18 protein-coding genes and 1 tRNA gene are annotated in these 19,437 nt (G+C 62.6%); 8 read left to right on the plus strand and 11 right to left on the minus strand.

Annotated features, from left to right (window positions below; translation table 11 throughout):
* Positions 1 to 59: 59 nt before the first annotated feature.
* The 5 genes from NP945_RS14020 to NP945_RS14040 all read right to left on the minus strand — a co-directional run bounded on the left by NP945_RS14020 (position 60) and on the right by NP945_RS14040 (position 4,542).
* Entirely contained in the window at positions 60 to 1,061 is a 1,002-nt protein-coding gene (locus tag NP945_RS14020) for an Ldh family oxidoreductase (protein ID WP_164749058.1), read from the minus strand.
* A 131-nt stretch (positions 1,062 to 1,192) separates the two neighbouring features.
* A complete protein-coding gene (locus tag NP945_RS14025; protein WP_027039831.1) occupies positions 1,193 to 2,002 on the minus strand; it encodes an ABC transporter permease in 810 nt (269 codons plus the stop codon).
* Positions 2,002 to 2,715, minus strand: a complete 714-nt coding sequence (locus tag NP945_RS14030; RefSeq protein WP_256746753.1) for an ABC transporter permease — start codon at positions 2,713 to 2,715, stop codon at positions 2,002 to 2,004. The genes NP945_RS14025 and NP945_RS14030 overlap by 1 nt, the downstream gene beginning before the upstream one ends.
* A gap of 156 nt (positions 2,716 to 2,871) precedes the next feature.
* Entirely contained in the window at positions 2,872 to 3,672 is an 801-nt protein-coding gene (locus tag NP945_RS14035; RefSeq protein WP_023811511.1) for a transporter substrate-binding domain-containing protein, read from the minus strand.
* A gap of 54 nt (positions 3,673 to 3,726) precedes the next feature.
* On the minus strand, positions 3,727 to 4,542 hold the full coding sequence (locus tag NP945_RS14040) for an ABC transporter ATP-binding protein (RefSeq protein ID WP_127320830.1): 816 nt from the start codon (positions 4,540 to 4,542) through the stop codon (positions 3,727 to 3,729).
* A gap of 213 nt (positions 4,543 to 4,755) precedes the next feature.
* Here NP945_RS14040 and NP945_RS14045 point away from each other — a divergent pair, with 213 nt between their 5' ends.
* The 4 genes from NP945_RS14045 (at position 4,756) to NP945_RS14060 (ending at position 8,738) form a co-directional block, all read left to right on the plus strand.
* Entirely contained in the window at positions 4,756 to 5,628 is an 873-nt protein-coding gene (locus tag NP945_RS14045; RefSeq protein WP_127328869.1) for a dimethylarginine dimethylaminohydrolase family protein, read from the plus strand.
* Complete coding sequence (locus NP945_RS14050; RefSeq protein WP_236383290.1) at positions 5,625 to 6,272, plus strand: TetR family transcriptional regulator C-terminal domain-containing protein; 648 nt, start codon at positions 5,625 to 5,627, stop codon at positions 6,270 to 6,272. The genes NP945_RS14045 and NP945_RS14050 overlap by 4 nt, the downstream gene beginning before the upstream one ends.
* On the plus strand, positions 6,269 to 7,846 hold the full coding sequence (locus NP945_RS14055; protein WP_256746669.1) for a 5-guanidino-2-oxopentanoate decarboxylase: 1,578 nt from the start codon (positions 6,269 to 6,271) through the stop codon (positions 7,844 to 7,846). The genes NP945_RS14050 and NP945_RS14055 overlap by 4 nt, the downstream gene beginning before the upstream one ends.
* Positions 7,847 to 8,030: 184 nt before the next feature.
* The gene (locus NP945_RS14060; protein ID WP_236383291.1) at positions 8,031 to 8,738 is read left to right on the plus strand and encodes an SDR family NAD(P)-dependent oxidoreductase; all 708 of its coding nucleotides are present in this window, start codon (positions 8,031 to 8,033) and stop codon (positions 8,736 to 8,738) included.
* Between the two features lie 104 nt (positions 8,739 to 8,842).
* Here the strand turns inward: NP945_RS14060 and rpsA are convergent, their stop codons facing one another.
* The 4 genes from rpsA to aroA all read right to left on the minus strand — a co-directional run bounded on the left by rpsA (position 8,843) and on the right by aroA (position 13,724).
* Positions 8,843 to 10,540, minus strand: coding sequence for a 30S ribosomal protein S1 (gene rpsA / locus NP945_RS14065; RefSeq protein WP_013528183.1), 1,698 nt, complete (start codon positions 10,538 to 10,540; stop codon positions 8,843 to 8,845).
* Positions 10,541 to 10,749: 209 nt separating this feature from the next.
* Entirely contained in the window at positions 10,750 to 11,391 is a 642-nt protein-coding gene (cmk, locus tag NP945_RS14070) for a (d)CMP kinase (protein ID WP_256746670.1), read from the minus strand.
* Between the two features lie 12 nt (positions 11,392 to 11,403).
* A complete protein-coding gene (locus NP945_RS14075; protein ID WP_256746671.1) occupies positions 11,404 to 12,351 on the minus strand; it encodes an Abi-alpha family protein in 948 nt (315 codons plus the stop codon).
* A gap of 2 nt (positions 12,352 to 12,353) precedes the next feature.
* Complete coding sequence (gene aroA / locus NP945_RS14080) at positions 12,354 to 13,724, minus strand: 3-phosphoshikimate 1-carboxyvinyltransferase (RefSeq protein ID WP_256746672.1); 1,371 nt, start codon at positions 13,722 to 13,724, stop codon at positions 12,354 to 12,356.
* Between the two features lie 206 nt (positions 13,725 to 13,930).
* Here aroA and NP945_RS14085 point away from each other — a divergent pair, with 206 nt between their 5' ends.
* Entirely contained in the window at positions 13,931 to 14,320 is a 390-nt protein-coding gene (locus tag NP945_RS14085; protein ID WP_256746673.1) for a TIGR02300 family protein, read from the plus strand.
* Positions 14,321 to 14,492: 172 nt separating this feature from the next.
* Positions 14,493 to 14,568 (plus strand) — tRNA-Ala (locus NP945_RS14090).
* Between the two features lie 190 nt (positions 14,569 to 14,758).
* Here the strand turns inward: NP945_RS14090 and dgoD are convergent.
* On the minus strand, positions 14,759 to 15,907 hold the full coding sequence (gene dgoD / locus NP945_RS14095; RefSeq protein ID WP_256746674.1) for a galactonate dehydratase: 1,149 nt from the start codon (positions 15,905 to 15,907) through the stop codon (positions 14,759 to 14,761).
* 8 nt (positions 15,908 to 15,915) lie between these two features.
* A complete protein-coding gene (locus tag NP945_RS14100; RefSeq protein WP_127267761.1) occupies positions 15,916 to 16,662 on the minus strand; it encodes a FadR/GntR family transcriptional regulator in 747 nt (248 codons plus the stop codon).
* 200 nt (positions 16,663 to 16,862) lie between these two features.
* Here NP945_RS14100 and NP945_RS14105 point away from each other — a divergent pair, with 200 nt between their 5' ends.
* Together NP945_RS14105 and araG are read left to right on the plus strand one after the other, a co-directional pair.
* Positions 16,863 to 17,852, plus strand: a complete 990-nt coding sequence (locus NP945_RS14105; protein WP_027039820.1) for an arabinose ABC transporter substrate-binding protein — start codon at positions 16,863 to 16,865, stop codon at positions 17,850 to 17,852.
* A 68-nt stretch (positions 17,853 to 17,920) separates the two neighbouring features.
* On the plus strand, positions 17,921 to 19,432 hold the full coding sequence (gene araG, locus NP945_RS14110; protein ID WP_127267762.1) for an L-arabinose ABC transporter ATP-binding protein AraG: 1,512 nt from the start codon (positions 17,921 to 17,923) through the stop codon (positions 19,430 to 19,432).
* The last annotated feature ends 5 nt before the right edge of the window (positions 19,433 to 19,437 follow it).

The raw sequence follows: 19,437 nt of genomic DNA on the forward strand, positions 1-19,437 counted from the left end.
GCACCGCGCCGCGCCTGCGGCGGGCAGATGTCAGATAACTATTTGATATAAAAAACTATTCAGGAAGAATAGCGTGCGGCGAATTCGGAAATGCGCTGCACCACCGCCTTGGATGCCGTGATGCCCCGCGCTTGCGCCTTCTCGGCGGCCTCTGCGCGGGCACGACCGGGCACATGCACACCGAAGCGCCGCCGCAGCCGGTCGAGCTGGTCCTTCATCCGCTGCTCGAAATCCGGATCGAGCAGCTTGGGTTCGATAGCAAGCACGAATAGTCCCGTGCCGGGGCTGTCCGGCCCGCCGCTGAACCATGGCGCGTCGAGCGACCAGTTGGCGCCCGACAGGCCCGCCGCCAGCACCTCGACCATCAGCGCGATGTTGGCGCCGCGCTGGCCGCCGAAGGCGAGCATTGCGCCCTTCATGGCGGCGGCGGGATCGGTGGTCGGGTTGCCGCTGGCGTCCAGCGCCCAGCCTTCAGGGATCGTCTTGCCCTCCTCGGCCGCTTTGCGGATGTTGACGAAAGCGGTGGCGCTCGACGACTGGTCGATGACCAGCGGCGCCCCGTCGGCGGCGGGGGCGGCAAACGACATCGGGTTGGTGCAGTAGACTGGCTTGACCGAGCCCGAGCCGGCAAGCACGGCCGGGCCGTTGGTGGCGGCGAACGACACCAGCCCGAGTGTTGCCAGTCTTCCGGTGAAATAGCCGAGCGCGCCGCATGTATAGGCGTTCTTCTGCGAGAAGATGGCGACGCCGAACAGCTTTGCCGCCTTGGCGAGGTCGTCGATAGTGCGGTCGAAGCCGGTATGCGCCAGCCCCCGGCGTGCATCGGAGAGATAGACCGCAAGCGCCGGCCGGGTGATAACCGGGTCGGCATTGCCGTCGATGCGTCCGGCTTCCAGCGCCTCGAGATAGTCGATGAAATGCGACAGACCGACCGAGGAAAGCCCTTCGGCCTCGGCTGATATGATCGAAGCAGTGAGCGATTGTGCCGCTTCCTCATTGGCGCCAGCGCCAAGTGCCGCCATCCGGCACAGTCCTTTTGCCTGGTCGAGACTGAGTTGCATGATGGCAATCCTAGGGGAATAGGGGAGTAAGGGAATAGGGGATAGGGGATTGGTGAGCAGTGAATAGCGAATGGGGATGGAATTGTGAACGTGAATAGTGGCTGGCTACTCCCCTACTCCCCTACTCCCCTCTAACCAATCTTGTTGGGAATCCTGGCTTCTATCCTGCTGAAGGCGAAGACCAGAATACCGGTGATCGTCATGTAGATCAGCGCCAGCAGCAGCAGGGGCTCATAGGTGAGGTAGGTGTCCTGCCGCACCTTGGACGAAACGGCGAAGATGTCGATGACACTGATCGTTGCCACCAGCGGCGTCGATTTCAACTGCAGCACGGTCTCGCCGGTCAGCGTCGGCAGCGCCCGGTAGATGGCCTGCGGCAGCCAGATCCGCCGGAATGCCTTCCAGCGGCTCATGCCGAAGGCACGCGCCGCCTCCAGTTGCCCCTTGGGCACACCGGCAAAGGCGCCACGCATCACCTCGCCCTCATAGCCGGCGAAAGACAGGGTCAACGCCAGCACGCCATAGGGCCAGGCTTGCCTGAGATATGGCCACATCCAGGATTCGCGGATCCACGGATATTGCGGGAACAGCGAACCCAGGCCGTAATAGAGCAGCCAGAGCTGGATCAGCAGCGGCGTGCCCCGGATCACCGTGCAGAACACCTTGGCAGGCGCGGCGAACCAGAATGAGCCGGCGGCTTGCGCCAGCCCGAGCGGCACGGCGAGCAGAAAGCCCAGCACGCAGGTGACGGCCAGGATCCACAGCGACCGCCAGATGCCGATCAAGCCCATTTCATAATATTGCGGCAGCCAGTCCCAGCGCATGAAAAAGGCAGCCGACAAAACAAGGCCCAGTGCGATCAGGATCAGCACGATGCGGTGCGGCTGCAGCCACAGCGATGTTCGCGCGACGACGTTGATGATGGCAGCCTCGTTGGCCATCAGCGCGCGTCCTTGAGCGAAGGCATGCCGCGCCGCGACCAGGTCTCGACCCGGCCGATGACGAGGTTGGAGAACAGCGACAAAAGCAGATAGAGCACGCCCGCCGCGAAAAAGAAGGTGAAATAGGCTTTGGTGACACCCGCCGCCTGCCGCGTCGCCAGCGCCAGTTCGTAGAAGCCGACGACCGCCAATAGCGCGGTATCCTTGGTGGCGATCAGCCAGAGATTGGCGAGGCCCGGTATGGCGAAGGGCAGCATTGACGGCAAGGTGATGCGCCGCAACAGCAGGCCCGGAGACATTCCATAGGCGCGGGCGGCCTCGATCTGGCCCTGCGGAATGGCCAGGATCGCGCCGCGTATCACCTCTGTCGAATAGGCGCCCTGGACGAAGCCGAGCACGGCGATGCCGGCGGCAAGGCCGCTCACATCGACGCGCTGATAGCCCATGGCCGTCAGCGCCTGATTGATCAGGTCGGTTCCGGCGTAATAGAGCAGCAGGATCAGCACCAGTTCGGGCACGGCGCGCACGATGGTGGTGTAGACCGCCAGGAGATCGCGCACCACCGGCCCGCCATAAAGCTTGCCGTAGGCGCCGCCGGTGCCGATCAGAAGGCCGAGGCACGTGGCGCCCAGCGCGATCTCGATCGAGTGCAGCAGCCCGACCAGAAGCGTCCCGCCCCAGCCTGGCGGGTAGGGCGAGAGAAGCTCGGTGATGCCGGCCGCGGAGGCCGAAAGAAGTGCGTCGATCAGCGTCGCCCCCGAAGTGCTGGCCAACCGCCGACGGCTGTGTCGGCGGCAAACATGCCTGGGAAAGATCGGGCAGGTGGGGCATGGCGCTGACGCCATGCCCCACGGCTCATGCGAGGATCGTCAGTTCGACTGCGCGCCGCCGCCGCCGTAAATGTCGAAATCGAAGTATTTCTTCGAGATCTCGTCATATTTGCCGTTGGCGCGGATCGCCTTGATGCCGGCGTTGATCTTGCCCTTCAGTTCGGTGTCTTCCTTGCGCACGCCGGCGCCGACGCCCGGTCCGAGCACTTCGTCATCGGGAGCGACCATGCCCTTCAGGTCGCAGCAGGCCTTGCCCTGGTCGGATTTCAGGAACTCGCCAAGCGCGATGGAATCGGCCTGAACCGCATCGAGGCGGCCGGCGGCAAGATCGTTGTTGGCTTCGTCCTGGGTCTGGTATTCCTTGATCTCGGAGGCTGTGCTGCCAAAATGCTTCTTGGCGTAGACAGCGTGCACCGTCGAAACCTGCACGCCGACGATCTTACCCTTGAGGTCGTCCGGGGCGGAGCCGAATTTCTGGTCCTTGGGGCCGATGATCGCGGTCGGCGTGTTATAGTACTTGTCCGAGAAATCGATCGTCTTCGCGCGCTCGGCGGTGATCGACATCGAGGAGACGATGAGGTCGATCTTCTTGGTCGTCAGTGCCGGGATGATGCCGTCCCAGGCGACCGGAGTAATGACGCAATCGAGCTTCTCCTCGGCGCAGACGGCATCGATGAAGTCGATCTCCCAGCCAACCCACTTGCCCGAAGCATCGGGCGAGGTGAAGGGCGGATAAGGCTCGGCGGCGACGCCGATCTTGACGGGATCGGCCTTGGCCACGCCCATGGCTGCGACGCCGAGCAGCAGCGCTGCGGCAAATGTCTTCAGAACGGTCTTCATTTCATGACTCCCAGTTTGTTGTTGGTTCCCGGTTTTCTTCCGTCCCGGCCTGTTCTAGCCGATGTTGCGGATGAACTGCTTCAGCCTTTCGGATCTGGGCGCGCCGAAGATCTGCTCGGGCGGGCCTTCTTCCTCGACCAATCCATTGTAGAGATAGACGACATGCGTCGCGACCTCGCGGGCGAACTTCATCTCGTGGGTGACCAGCACCATGGTGCGGCCTTCGCGCGCCAGGTCGCCGATCACCTTCAGCACCTCACCGACCAGCTCGGGATCGAGTGCGGAGGTGGGCTCGTCGAACAGCATGACGCGCGGATTGATGGCCAGCGCACGGGCGATCGCCGCGCGCTGCTGCTGGCCGCCCGACAGATAGGCCGGATAGACGTCGCGCTTTTCGGCCAGACCGACACGGGCGAGCAGTTTCTCGGCCTCGCCGATCGCCACATCGCGCTTGACGCCAAGCACATGTACGGGAACCTCGATGACGTTTTCGATCAGCGTCATGTGGCTCCACAGGTTGAAGTTCTGGAACACCATGCCGAGCTTGGAGCGGATGCGCTCGATCTGCTTGCGGTCGGCCGGAATGGTGTGGCCGTGGCTGTCGGCCTTGAGCTTGATCTCCTCGCCATTGACGCGAATGATGCCGCTGGTCGGGTTTTCCAGGCAGTTGATGCAGCGCAGCAGGGTGGATTTGCCGGAGCCCGAGCCGCCGATGATGGCGATGACCTCGCCGTCGCGCGCCGACAGCGAGACGCCCTTCAGCACATGCAGCTCACCGAACTTCTTGTGCAGGTTTTCGACGTGGATGGCTTCGGCGGCGCCGTCATGCGCCTTGCCGGATTGGACTGTGGCAGCTTCCACCACGCTCACTGGGTGACCTCTACAGGGTCGGTGGCGGTTCGTCGAACGTCTATCCGGCTAATCAACATATACGCTGTACTGCCCCGCTCCAGACTTCAGCATGGACCCAACGGCGCGAGCCCGTCAATCCTGCTTATTACGGCACTTGCGAGCTTGTTGTGCAAGTGTATAAATAGCCTTCCATGAAATTTTCTCGATTTTTTTCAGCGAAAAAGGACTTCGATGAGCGCTTTCGGATCACAGTCCATGGCGGCGCCGCTGCGCCGCGTGCTGATGCGGTCGGCGGCCAACGCCATGCGCAATGCCGACAGGGCTGCTTGGCACTATGGCCCGGGTTTCAATCCGGCGAAAGCGGCATCGCAGCACGCGCTCCTTGCTGAACTGGTGGCGGCTTCCGGTGCCGAAATCGAATGGATCGAGGACACGGCGGATGGACTTTCGGATTCGGTGTTCACGCACGACCCGTCGCTGATGACCGATCGCGGCGCGCTGATCCTGTCCATGGGCAAGCCGTTGCGCGCCAGGGAGCCCTCGCTGCATGAGGAAACCTACCGAAGGCTGGGTATTCCAATCCTGGGCCGCGTCGAGGTTCCTGGCCAGGTCGAAGGCGGTGATTGTGTATGGCTCGATGCCCGCACGCTGGTGATCGGGCGCGGTGTCCGCTCCAACCAGGAAGGCATCCAGCAGGTTTCCAACCTGCTGACGCCGCTGGGCGTTTCCGTCTACGGCTTTGATCTGCCGCTGTGGCAAGGCGAAGAGGCGTGCCTGCATCTGATGTCGGTGATCAGCCCGCTGGCCGACGACCTCGCACTGGTCTATTCACCGCTTTTGCCGGCCCCGTTCTATCAGATGCTGAAGGCGCGCAACATCCGGCTGGTCGAAGGCGACGCCGAAGAGTTCGCGGCTTCCAACGGCCTTAGCCTGAACGTGCTGCCGACCAGCCCACACAAGGTCATTGCCGTTGCAGGCTTTCCAAAGACCAAAGCCGCGATGGAAGCCGCCGGCTGCACGGTCGAAATCTTCGAGGCGGATGCGCTCTGCATCGCCTGCGAGGGCGGGCCGACATGCCTGACGCGACCGATCCTGCGCCAATGAATATGCCATCCCGCCGCAGGTTCCGTCGCGAGGGCGAGGAGCGGCGGCGGCAGGATCTGATCGAGGCCACTCTGGACAGCGTGGCGGAACATGGCCTGCAGGGCGCCACCTTGCGCACCATCGCATTGCGTGCCGGCGTCACCGCTGGGCTGATCCGGCACTATTTTCCCGGCAAGGAAGAATTGCTGCAGGAAGCCTATGCAGCGCTGATGGGCCGCATGACCGAGCAGGCGAAAGCGGCTTTGGTCATGGAGAATGCCTCGCCTCGCCAGCGCCTTGCGGCTTTCGTCACCGCCAACCTCAATGCGCCGATCATCGATGCGCGGGTGTTTTCGCTCTGGGCAACCTTCATCGGCCGCGCCAGAGCGGATCCGACCTTGGCCCACGCCCACCGCGAAGGCTACCTTGGTTTTCGCAATGAGGTGGAGGCGGTTGTGGCTGAGGTGCTCGCCGCCGAACGGCGCAATCCGGACGCAAGCCAATTGCGCCACCATGCCATCGCGATTAATGCGATCATCGACGGACTCTGGATCGAAGGCTGCCTGGCCGGCGAGATGTTCTCGGCCGGCGAATTGGCGGCGATCGGCATCAAGACTGTCGAGGCCGAACTAGGCCTCGCGCCGGACGGGGAGGAAAACCAATGACGACACTCGGCGAAGCCCTCATCTCGCTGCTTGAAGCGCATGGCGTCGACACGGTGTTCGGGATTCCGGGCGTCCACACGGTCGAGCTCTACCGCGGGCTGGCGCGCTCGAATATCCGCCACGTCACGCCGCGTCACGAACAGGGCGCCGGCTTCATGGCCGATGGCTATGCGCGCGCCAGCGGCAAGCCGGGCGTCGCCTTTGTCATCACCGGACCGGGGCTCACCAACACCATCACCGCCATGGGGCAGGCACGCGCCGATTCGGTACCGATGCTGATCATATCAGGCGTCAACGCCACGCCGACGCTGGGCAAGGGGCTGGGCCATCTGCATGAATTGCCGGACCAGCGCGGCATGATGGAGAAGGTGGCGCTGTTTTCGCAGCGCGTTACCGAGGCCAGCGAATTGCCCGGTGCCCTGGCGCAGGCCTTTGCCCTGTTTTCATCGGCCCGGCCCGGCCCCGTCCATATCGAGATCCCGACCGACGTCATGGTCAAGTCGGCGGATGGCATCGCTGCCATGCTGAGCAATGTGACCCCACCCGCGCCGGAAGGTGCCGCAATTGCCAGCGCGGCCAAACTCATCGGTGCCGCGCGCCGCCCGCTGATCCTGGTCGGCGGCGGCGCCAAACGCGCCGAAGCGCCACTGCGGCGTCTGGCCGAGCGGCTGGGAGCGCCGGTCGTCCAGACCACCAATGCGCGCGGCCTGCTGCATGGTCATCCGCTTTGCGTGCCGGCCAGTCCCAGCCTGAAGGCGGTACGGGCGCTGATGGCCGACGCCGACCTGGTCATTGCCGCCGGCACCGAATTCGGCCCGACCGACTATGACGGCTACAGCGATGGCGGTTTTGTCCTGCCCGCCAATCTGATCCGTATCGATATCGGCGCCGACCAGCTTGCCCGCCGCCCGGCAACCGTTTCGATCCAGGCCGATTGCGCCGAGGCGCTCGAAGCGCTGCTTCTGCAGACGGGCCATATCCCGGCAAGCGAAGGTGGGCCGACACGCGCCGCCGCCGCCCGGGAAGCAGCCTTTGCCGAGCTCAATCCGACACTGCAGGCACAGGTGCGCGCCGTCGAGATGATCCGCGACACCTTGCCGGGCGCGCTCATCGTCGGCGATTCGACGCAGCCGATCTATGCCGCCAACCTCTATTACGACCACGACCGCCCAGGCGGCTGGTTCAATGCCGCCACCGGCTTCGGCGCGCTCGGCTATGGCCCGCCGGCGGCGATTGGCGCGGCCCTTGCGATACCCGATGCGCCGGTTGTCTGCCTGACCGGCGACGGCGGCTTCCAGTTCACGTTGCCGGAATTGGGCGCCGCACTCGACGCGCAGGCGCCGGTCATCTTCGTCGTCTGGAATAACAGAGGCTACCGCGAGATTGAAACCTCGATGCTCGATGTCGGTGTCGAGCCGGTCGGCGTATCGCCGGCGCCGCCGGATTTCTGCAAGCTGGCCGAGGCCTATGGCATCGGCGCCGAACGGCTTGCCGACATCGACGCTCTCGCGGACGCGTTGAAGCGCGCCCGGGCCACCGGACTGCCGCGCGTCATCGAAATCACGGTTGACTGAAGGACGGTGCTACGTATTTCCCGTCTCGCCGCCCTGAACCACGGCCGGCCGGTGGGCGGACGCATGCAAAGACGCGACAACTGCCATGTCGAGATGTCAATTGAGTGACGGGGCAAAAGGCGCGACGCTTCGCGTCGGCGGCACAGAAACGACCTAACGATAAAAAATGACAGGAGCGTCCAAGATGACGGAAACACTTGAAGGCAAGCATATCGTCGTGACCGGTGGAACCGGTGCGCTCGGCGGTGCGGTTGTCGGCAAACTGCTGAGTGACGGCGCGATCTGCCATGTGCCCAACGCCCATGCCGCCGCACCAGCGCATTTTCCCTTCGCCGCGCATGACCGTGTCCAGTTGGTGCACAATGTCGATCTCTCGGACCCTGCCAAGGTCGAAGCGTTCTACAGTCAGGTTCCAGGCCTGTGGGGCTCAATCCACCTGGCCGGCGGCTTCACCGCCGCACCGGTGGAAAAGATCGAGTCGGCGTCCTTTGCCGAGATGATGGACACCAATGCACGCACCGCCTTCCTGTGCTGCCGCGCCGCGATCCGCTCAATGCTGTCGTCGGACACGGCGGGCCGCATCGTCAACGTCACGGCGCGCGCCGGGCTCGATCCGCGGCGCGGCGCTGGCATGGTCGCTTACGCCGCCAGCAAGGCGGCGGTTGCCGCGATGACGGTGGCGATGGCCGAAGAGCTGAAGCACAGGGGCATCCTGGTCAATGCCGTGGCGCCGTCGACACTCGATACGCCGGCAAACCGCGCCGACATGCCGGATGCCGATGTCACCAGATGGGTCAGCCTCGAAGCCGCCGCCGAGGCCATCGCCTACCTTGCCTCGCCGGCCAATCAGGCGATGAGCGGCACGCTGGTGCCGCTTTACGGCAGGGCGTAACCTTCCAACCCTTCACGTCGGTCAAGTCAAAGAAAAACCCCGCCGGATCGCTCCGGCGGGGTTTTTGTTGAGGCCGCGCGCGAGGCGCGGCAGACAGCCGAAGCTTAGCTGCCCTGCTTCTTCAGCGCGGCACCCAGGATGTCGCCCAGCGAAGCGCCGGAGTCGGTCGAGCCGTACTGAGCGACCGCTTCCTTCTCTTCGGCGATTTCCAGCGCCTTGATCGAGACCTGCAGCTTGCGGGTCTTCTTGTCGAAGGCGATGACGCGGGCATCGACCTTCTGGCCAACGGTGAAGCGCTCGGGGCGCTGCTCGTCGCGGTCACGGCTCAGATCGGAGCGCTTGATGAAGGTCTCGATGCCGCTGTCGACCAGCCGCACTTCCAGACCGCCATCCTTGACGCCGATGACTTCGCAGGTGACGACCGCGTTCTTGCGCAGTTCGCCTGAAGTCGCCGCTTCGCCGACCGTATCCTTGGCCAACTGCTTGATGCCGAGCGAGATACGCTCCTTGTCGATGTCGACATCGAGCACCTGCGCCTTGACCATGTCGCCGCGATTGTACTCTTCGATGACCTGCTCGCCCGGACGGGTCCAGTCGAGGTCGGAAAGGTGCACCATGCCGTCCACGTCGCCTTCGAGGCCGATGAACAGGCCGAACTCGGTCTTGTTCTTGACCTCGCCCTCGACCTGGCTGCCGACCGGATGGCTCGAGGCGAAAGCCTGCCACGGATTCTCGAGCGTCTGCTTGAGGCCGAGCGAGATGCGGCGCTTGGCCGGATCGACCTCGAGCACCACCACGTCGACTTCCTGGGTCGTCGACAGGATCTTGCCGGGATGCACGTTCTTCTTCGTCCACGACATTTCCGAAACGTGGATGAGACCCTCGATGCCCGGCTCCAGCTCAACGAACGCGCCGTAGTCGGTGATGTTGGTGACGGTGCCCTTGATCTTCTTGCCGATCGGGAACTTGGTGCCGATCTCGGACCACGGATCGCTCTCGAGCTGCTTCATGCCGAGCGAGATGCGGTGGGTTTCCTGGTTGATGCGGATGATCTGCACCTTGACCGTCTGACCGATGTTGAGGATTTCGGTCGGATGGTTGACGCGGCGCCATGCCATGTCGGTGACATGCAGCAGACCGTCGATGCCGCCGAGGTCGACGAACGCACCATAGTCGGTGATGTTCTTGACGACGCCTTCGACAACCTGGCCTTCTTCGAGGTTCTGCACGATTTCCGAACGCTGTTCGGCGCGGCTCTCTTCGAGCACGGTGCGGCGCGACACCACGATGTTGCCGCGGCGGCGATCCATCTTGAGGATCTCGAAGGGCTGCGGGTTGTGCATCAGCGGGGAGACGTCGCGGATCGGGCGGATATCGACCTGGCTGCGCGGCAGGAAGGCCACGGCGCCGTCGAGGTCGACAGTGAAGCCGCCCTTGACCTGGTTGAAGATGACGCCTTCGACGCGCTCACCCTTGGTGAACTTCTCTTCGAGACGGACCCAGCTCTCTTCGCGGCGGGCCTTCTCACGGGAAAGCATCGCTTCGCCAAGCGCGTTTTCGATGCGCTCGACATAGACTTCGACGGTGTCACCGACCTTGAGGGTGGTGTCCTTGCCCTTGACGCCGAATTCCTTCAGCGGCACGCGGCCTTCGACCTTGAGGCCGACGTCGATGATGGCCATGTCCTTTTCGATCGCGGTGATCGTACCCTTGACGACCTGACCTTCGCCGGAATGGCCTGTGGTAAATGATTCTTCGAGCAGGCTCGCGAAATCATCGCGAGTGGGATTTGCAGCTGACATTGTTTCTCCTGGAGTGCCCCGCATCTAGAAGCGGGACGGGCGCCGTAGGTTAGCGTTGCGTTGGCCTGCTGGCGTTCCGGGCTACAAAAACCCTGGGCCGCTCTTTAAGCGGCAATTCCGGCGCATGAAGAATGCTGGCAGGCTGGTTCGTGCCCGATATGGGTATTTTCTTCGCCTCCGACAACGGAAACACGAGGGAAAAACCCGGATCAGGCCTTGTCTCTCTTGGCCAGCACGTCGTCTATGATCGCCATGGCTGCAAGAAACGCGGCTTCTATAGCCATTTCGCTGGTATCAAGCAAGTGCGCGTCGGTCGCCGGCTTCAAAGGTGAGTCCGCACGGCCCATGTCGCGCTCGTCGCGGCGCACGATATCGGCGAGGATCTCGGTGAAATCAGCGGTGCCGCCGATGCTCTCGATCTCCGCCAGCCGCCGCCGTGCCCGCACCTCTGCGCTCGCCGTCACATAGAGTTTGATGTCGGCGTCGGGGCACACCACGGTGCCGATATCGCGCCCGTCGAGCACCGCACCCGGCGGCGTCTTGGCAAAATCGCGCTGCTTTTCGACGAGGATGCGCCGCACGGTCGGATACACGGCGACCTTCGAGGCTGCCTCGCCGACCGCATGCGCTGACAGCACCGCCCGGTCGAGCTTCGCCAGATTGACCTGGCGGGCAGCGGTTTCGGCGGCCGAGACATTGTCGAGCGGCAGCGCGTGCTGGATCAGCGCATAGGCCACGGCACGGTAGGTGAGGCCGGTGTCGAGCAGGTTCAGCCGGTAGTGGTCGGCAAGCCGTCGGGCCAGCGTGCCTTTGCCGGCGCCGGCGGGTCCGTCGATGGCGATTACGGTCATCACTTTTCCGTATTATAACGGTTCATCTTCAGATCTTGCTAAATCTTCCAAGAATTCTCTGATGTTTCTTGAACATTTTCTCAAAAAATAGTAGCCAAAAGATGATATGCGATAGAGCTCAATAGAGCACAATATGGTAGAATCCTTGGAGTCGAACGCAATAATTTGTTTCTCAATTAGAGACAAATTGCTAAGTACTGAGATGTCAACTCGAATATCCTCATCGTCGTAAGCGTCACGTATCTGATCTATAATGCTAAATTCTTTGCTAGAGATGGTGGCGCTCATGTAAAAAGACCCTGGGCCAGGCAAAACGCATTGGGAGAAGTAGAAAAATGACTCATAAGGGTCGTTTACATCGATAATCTTACGAATGGCACCACTAAGAATCAGTGAGTTGCGAGGATGGTGTGCAATAGGCCGCTCAGTAACAATAGAATTTACATATTCAATATACTTCTTATCCTTCTGTTCTGGCTTGTAATCGACCTCGTCGGTTGCATTGCCTTCCCAAAATATTTTCTCCAGAAGTTCTGCCTGACTCGAAGAAAGTTCAGAGAGTATGTTTACTAGATGCGGAGATATTCCGTTACCTTTGGCCGCATTGGCGATAAGCTCTGCCCATCTTTCAATCATTTCATTGTCGTCAGCGCTTTCGAGGGATGCTTTCTCCAGAGCTGGTACCAGTATCTTGTTGGGAATTGGGCTAAATTGGCCACCTTCAATATCCAAGCGTTGTCGAGCGCGCTTGGCTATCTCAATGAGAACATCTTCGCGTTGAAGCCTGATCTGATCTGCGCGCAGGCCTCGTGCTTCTGACATCGGCCGGATTAAATCCGTCAGCGCATCTAGCAAGCGGCCGGAGGATTGAGGCGGGATTTCAGCTTTTATTTCGGCCTTGGCGCCTACACCAACGTCGATATTTATTCCAATTTTTCTTTGAGAGTCGCTCTCGCCCATTTTTAACCCCCTCGCTCTTCAATCTCCGCGCCCAGCCCTGTCATCAGTCCCATGAATTCCGGAAAGCTCGTCGCGATCATCGCCTGATCGTCGATGGTCACCGGCTTTTCCGTCGCCAGCCCCATGACCAGAAAGCTCATGGCAATGCGGTGGTCGAGATGGGTCTGCACGGTGGTGTCCTGGCCGTTGGGATGGCCGCCAAGCCCCTTGCCGCCCGGTTTGCCGCGCACGGCAAGCGAGGCCTCGCCCTCGGTGCAGTCGACGCCGTTGAGCTTCAGCCCGTTGGCGACGGCCGACAGCCGGTCGGACTCCTTCACCCGCAGTTCTTCCAGCCCCTGCATCAGCGTTTCGCCCTCGGCGAAGCTGGCAGCGACGGCGAGCACCGGATATTCGTCGATCATCGACGGCGCCCGTTCGGGCGGCACGATGACGCCTTTCAGTTCGGAGTAACGCACGCGCAGGTCGGCGACATCCTCGCCACCGGCATTGCGCGGGTTCAAAATGTCGATCTTGCCGCCCATTTCCTGCAGCGTCAGCAGAAGACCGGTGCGGGTTGGGTTCATCAGCACGTTTTCGATTGTGATGTCCGAACCCGGCACGATCAGTGCGGCCACCAGCGGGAAGCCGGCCGAGGACGGGTCACCCGGCACGGCGATCGTCTGGCCGGTCAGTTTGCCCTGGCCTTCGATGAAGATGTGGCGCACGCCGCGCTCGTCGGTCTCGACCGACAAATTGGCGCCGAACCCTTTCAGCATCTTTTCGGTGTGGTCGCGCGTCATGACAGGTTCGATGACGGTGGTGATGCCCGGCGTGTTCAGCCCGGCAAGCAGCACTGCGGACTTCACCTGCGCCGAGGCCATCGGCACGCGGTAGGTGATCGGCGCGGCATGCTTTGGCCCATGCAGCGTGATCGGCATGCGGTCGCCCGGCGTCGCCTTCAGCACCTGCACGCCCATCTGGCGCAAGGGTTCGAGCACGCGGCCCATCGGCCGACCCGACAGCGAGGCATCGCCGATGAAGGTCGTCTCCATGTCATAAGTGCCGACAAGGCCCATGGTCAGCCGCGAGCCGGTGCCGGCATTGCCGAAATCGAGCGGGCCTTCCGGCTGCAGCAGCGCCCCATTGCCGGTGCCGCGGATCACCCACTCGTCGCCGTTCTTCTCGATATGCGCGCCCATTGCCTTCATGGCCGCACCCGTGCGCATCACGTCCTCGCCTTCGAGCAGGCCGGTGATGCGGGTCTCCCCGGAGGCGAGGCCGCCGAACATGAAGGAACGGTGCGAGATCGACTTGTCGCCCGGCACGCGCGCGATGCCGGAAAGGGCTGGGGATTGGCGGGCGGTGGCCGGCTTGGGGGCGGCGGCGTGAGACATGGAATTTCCCTGGACGGAATGCCGGCAGGCCGGCGCTTTTCATTTGTTGCGGCGGTCTCGTATCACGGTGGGGCGAAATGGTCATCCCCATGGTCGTCACTTGATGCGAGGCCTTTCAATGCATGGTTTTGTGACGCCGGCTTTTCGCTTTGACACCGCTGCAAACTGTGGTTAAGGGGACCACTCTTTTATTGACGAGGCTTGCCGTGGCAAAAACCGAACTTGGCACAAAACGTATCGACCCGGAGACGGGCCAAAAATTCTACGACCTGAACAAGGACCCGATCGTCTCGCCCTACACCGGCAAGACCTATCCGCGTTCCTATTTCGAGGAAGGCAAGATTGCCGCTCTCGAGGAGGAAGAGGAAGTGGCCGAGAAGGAAGTGGACGCCGAGGAAGAAGAAGGCGTTGAGGTCGTCTCGCTCGAAGAGGCTGATGAGGACGTCAAGGGCGACGACCTGCCGGATCTTGGCGACGACGAGGACGACGTCGATCTCGGCGACGACGAAGATGACACCTTCCTTGCCGACGAAGAGGAAGAAGACGACGATGTCGCCGACATGATCGGCGTCGGCGACGACGACGACGAGGTCTGATCGGCCTTGAAAGCGGGCGTTTGCGGGCTTTCGAGGCCTGTGAAGAAAAAGCGGCTCTCGAAGGCTTGATATCTGAGAAGGGCGGGGTTAGAAGCCGCCTGCACTAACGGCGCGGTCTCCAACCCGCGCCGGATCTCTTCGCCGGAAACGGCGCCGGTTGACTGCCGGAAGTGGGGCCATAGCTCAGTTGGGAGAGCGCTTGAATGGCATTCAAGAGGTCGTCGGTTCGATCCCGATTGGCTCCACCAAACAGTTCCTCTGCAATTCGCAGCCGATGAATGTGCCGCACTGCGGCCGTTGCGCTTGGTGGCCAGTTCAGGCAACGCCGCTGAAAGCGCCTCCATCAACGGAACGAACGAGCCATTTCTTGAGAGCGATGGCTCGCCGGACAAAGTCCTCACTGTTCATGGAGCGCTTAGAGACTGAAAGGCAGCCCGATCACCACTCGGCGAAGGAGCCGTCCTTGTGGCGCCAGACCGGATTGCGCCAGCGATGGCCTTCCTTGGCGCGTTCCTTGACATAGTCCTCGTCGATCTCGACACCCAGTCCCGGTCCGTCGGGAATGGCGACATAACCATCCTCGTAGCGGAAGACATCCTTGTTGGCGGCATAGTCGAGCAGGTCGTTGGCGGCATTGTAGTGGATGCCGAGGCTCTGCTCCTGGATGAAGCAGTTGTAGCTGACCGCGTCGAGCTGCAGGCACGCAGCAAGCGCGATCGGCCCGAGCGGGCAGTGCGGCGCCACGGCCACATCATAGGCTTCCGCCATCGCCGCGATCTTGCGGCATTCGGTGATGCCGCCGGCATGCGACAGGTCTGGCTGGATGATATCGACGACACCTTCCTCGAACACCGACTTGAAGTCCCAGCGGCTGTAGAGCCGCTCACCGAGCGCAATCGGCGTCGAGCCAAGCGCGGCGATCTCCTTCAGCGCCTCGCGGTTTTCGCTGAGCACCGGCTCCTCGATGAACATCAGCCTGTAGGGCTCCAGCTCCTTGACCAGGGCGCGCGCCATCGGCCGGTGCACGCGGCCGTGAAAATCGACGGCGATGCCGATGTTGGGCCCCACGGCCTCGCGCACCATGGCGACGCGTTCGACAGCGGCATCGATCTTGTCGTGGCTGTCGACGATCTGCAACTCCTCGGTACCGTTCATCTTCAACGCCAGGAAACCGCGCGCAACCATTTCCCGGGCACCCGCCGCGATTTCCGCCGGCCGGTCCCCGCCGATCCAGGAATAGACCTTGATCGTGTCGCGCAGCTTGCCGCCGAGCAATTCATGCACAGGCACGCCGAGCGCCTTGCCCTTGATATCCCACAGTGCCTGGTCGATGCCCGCAATGGCGCTCATCAGGATCGGCCCGCCACGGTAGAAGCCGCCGCGGTGCATCACCGTCCAGTGGTCCTCGATCAGGCGGGGATCCTTGCCGATGAGGTAATCGCCAAGCTCCTTGACCGCTGCCTCGACGGTCAGTGCCCGGCCCTCGACGACCGGCTCGCCCCAGCCGGTGACGCCGGCATCGGTCTCGATTTTCAGGAACAGCCAGCGCGGCGGAACGATGTAGGTGGTGAGCGAGATGATTTTCATGCGCAGTCTCAGTTGCTCTTGAGTTTCTTGGCGCTGCCGAGGTCGCGCGCCGCGAGGTCGAGGATCTTGTTTGCCGCCCCGCGTGCCGCCTCGGCATTGCGCATGCGCAGCGCCTCGACCACCTCGCGGTGCGCCGCCACGGCCTCCATGCGCCGGTCGAGCGAAATCACCGCCGTCGCCTCGAGCGAGAATTTCAGCCCGGTGTCGATGAGATTACCGATCTGGCGAAAGATCGGGTTGTGGCTCGCGGCATAGACGATCTGGTGGAAAGCGATGTCGCTGCGCGAGAAGGCGGCGAGGTCCTCGCCAGCGCCGGCCATGCCTCGCCATGCCGCTTCGAGATCGGCGATTTCCTGTAGCGTCGCGCGGGTGGCGGCGAGTTCTGCGACCAGCGGTTCGATGGCGCGGCGCGTTTCGAGGATGGCGTCGAAGAGCTTGTCGTCCAGCGCGTGCGGCGCGTGCCAGGCGAGCACCTGCGGGTCGATGATGTTCCAGTCGTCCTCGTTGCAGACGATCGTGCCGATGCGTGGCCGCGACAGCACCAGCCCTTTGGCGGCCAGCACCTTCAGGGCTTCGCGGATCACGGTGCGGCTGACGCCATACTCGACGCCGAGCTCGTTTTCGGTCGGCAAGGAGGAGCCGGCCGGATAGCGCCCGGAGAAGATGTCAGAGGCTATCGCCTTGGTCACATCCGGCATCACGCGCGGGCGGCGAGTGGTCGTATCTCCCGGGGCTTTTTTCAGAATCTCGGTCACCTCAGCCCTCCTCCAAGGCGGCGAACCGCTGGTTTCGCACAGCCGGTCCGCCCTTAACGGATGCGGATCAATTGCGCCAGCGATCGCTGGTCAGAGCATGTACATTAATTATCATACCAGATCAATTGACGAGTATGATAAAAGCGATTAGAGACTCCGGCATCCGGGCTGAGCGCCCGGTCTATCGCTGGGAGGTAATCATGCGACTTTTGAAGACCGCGCTCGTCGCGGGCGCGCTTGCCGTGCTGTCCGTCACGACCATCGCTGCATATGCTCAGGACACCAAGATCGGTTTCATCGTCAAACAGCCCGAGGAGCCGTGGTTCCAGGACGAATGGAAGTTCGCCGACCAGGCCGCCAAGGAGAAGGGCTTTACCCTGGTCAAGATCGGCGCCGAGGACGGTGAGAAGCTGATGTCGGCGATCGACAATCTCGGCGCCCAGGGCGCCCAGGGCTTCATCGTCTGCACACCGGACGTGAAGCTTGGCCCCGGCATCGTCGCCAAGGCCGCCGCCAACAATCTCAAGCTGATGACTGTCGACGACCGTCTGGTCGGCGCCGACGGCAAGGCGCTGGAAGACGTGCCGCATATGGGCATTTCGGCCACCAAGATCGGCGAAGCCGTCGGCCAGGCGATCGTCGACGAAATGAAGGCACGCGGCTGGAAGGCCGACGAGGTCGGCGCCATCCGCGTCTCCTACGACCAACTGCCGACCGCGGTCGACCGCGTCGAAGGTGCCATCTCGGTGCTGAAGGCAAACGGCTTCAAGGCCGAGAACATCTTCGACGCGCCACAGGCCAAGACCGACACCGAAGCCGCCCTCAACGCCGCAACGGTCGTGCTCAACGCCCATGCCGACATCAAGAAATGGGTCTCCTTCGGCCTCAACGATGAGGCGGTGCTCGGCGCAGTGCGTGCTTCCGAAAGCGTCGGCATCCCCGCTGACAGCGTGATCGGCGTTGGCATTGGCGGCGCGGATTCCGCAATCAACGAGTTCAAGAAGCCGACCGCCACTGGCTTCGTCGGCACCGTGATCATCTCGCCGAAGCGTCATGGCTACGAGACGGCGCTCAACATGTATGACTGGGTTGCCAACAACAAGGAACCGGAGAAGCTGATCCTGACTTCCGGTGCACTCGCCAAGCGTGACGACTACCAGAAGGTCCGCCAGGGCCTCGGCATCGAATAATCCTCCCTGTACAAACAGGCGGCGGCTCATCCCGCCGCCTGTTTGTCATGGCTCAAAAGGATCGGCTCGTGTCCTTTCTCGACTTCTCGCACATCACCAAGACCTATCCGGGCGTCAAGGCGCTGTCGGACGTCTCGTTCGGCGTCGACAAAGGCGCCGTGCATGGCCTGATGGGCGAGAACGGCGCCGGCAAATCCACCCTGATCAAGATCCTCTCCGGCGACCAGCATGCCGATCAGGGCGAGATCCGCATTGACGGCAGGGTTCAAGCCTATACCTCGACCCGGGATGCCTTCGACAATGGCGTCATTGTCATTCATCAGGAACTGCAACTCGTTCCTGAACTCACCGTTGCCGAAAACCTCAGCCTCGGTCGTTTCCCCGCCAACGCCGGCATCATCGCCGGTCGCCGGATGCTGGACGACGTCGGCGCCAAGCTGAAATCGGCCGGTATCGACATCGACATGCGCCGCAAGGTCAAGACGCTGTCGATCGGCGAACGCCAGATGGTCGAGATCGCCAAGGCGGTCATGCTCGACGCACGCGTTATCGCGCTGGACGAACCGACCTCGTCGCTGTCCTCGCGCGAAAGCGAAATCCTGTTTGCCCTGATCAATCGCCTGCGCAGCGAGGGCAAGGTCATCATCTACGTCTCGCACAGGCTCGACGAGGTGTTCCGGCTCTGCGACAGCCTGACCGTGCTGCGCGACGGCAAGCTCGCGGCGCACCACGCGTCGCTGAAAGGCGTCACCCGCGATCAGGTCGTCGCCGAGATGGTCGGCCGCGAGATTTCGGATATCTGGGGTTTTCGCGCACGAAAAACAGGCGATGTCCGCCTGAAGGTCGACGCTCTCAGCGGCCCCAAACTGCAGACACCGGCCAGTTTCGAGGCAAGGGCAGGCGAGATCGTCGGCTTCTTCGGCCTGATCGGCGCCGGGCGCTCGGAGCTGATGCGGTTGGTCTATGGCGCCGATCCGCGCTCGGGCGGCACCATCACCGTCGACGGCAAGCTGGTTCGCGCCACCGATCCGCGTGGCACGATCCGGGCCGGCATCGTGCTGTGCTCGGAGGATCGCAAGCATGACGGCATCATCCAGGGGCGCTCGGTCGAGGAGAACATCAACATCTCGTCGCGGCGCCATCACACACGCTTCGGCGTGCTCAACCGCGCCAGCGAGATCGCCACGGCCGAGACCTTTATCAAGAAGCTGAAGGTGCGCACGCCGTCGCGCAAGCAGGACATCATCAACCTCTCCGGCGGCAACCAGCAGAAGGTCATCCTCGGCCGCTGGCTGTCCGAACAGGGCGTGCGGGTTCTCATTGTCGACGAACCGACGCGCGGCATCGATGTCGGTGCCAAATCCGAGATCTATGAGCTACTGTACCAGCTTGCCGAGGATGGCATGGCGATCGTCGTCGTCTCTTCCGAACTGCCGGAGGTGATGGGCATCTGCGACCGCATCCTGGTGATGTGCGGCGGCCGCGTCAGCGCCGAGCTCACCCGCGACCAGTTCGCCGAAAGGGCGATCCTGGCTGCCGCTCTCCCCGATCAGAAAACCCCCGACGCGATCGCATCCTGAGGACT

The sequence above is a fragment of the Mesorhizobium sp. LMG17149 genome (genome assembly GCF_024518695.1).
Taxonomy (GTDB): domain Bacteria; phylum Pseudomonadota; class Alphaproteobacteria; order Rhizobiales; family Rhizobiaceae; genus Mesorhizobium.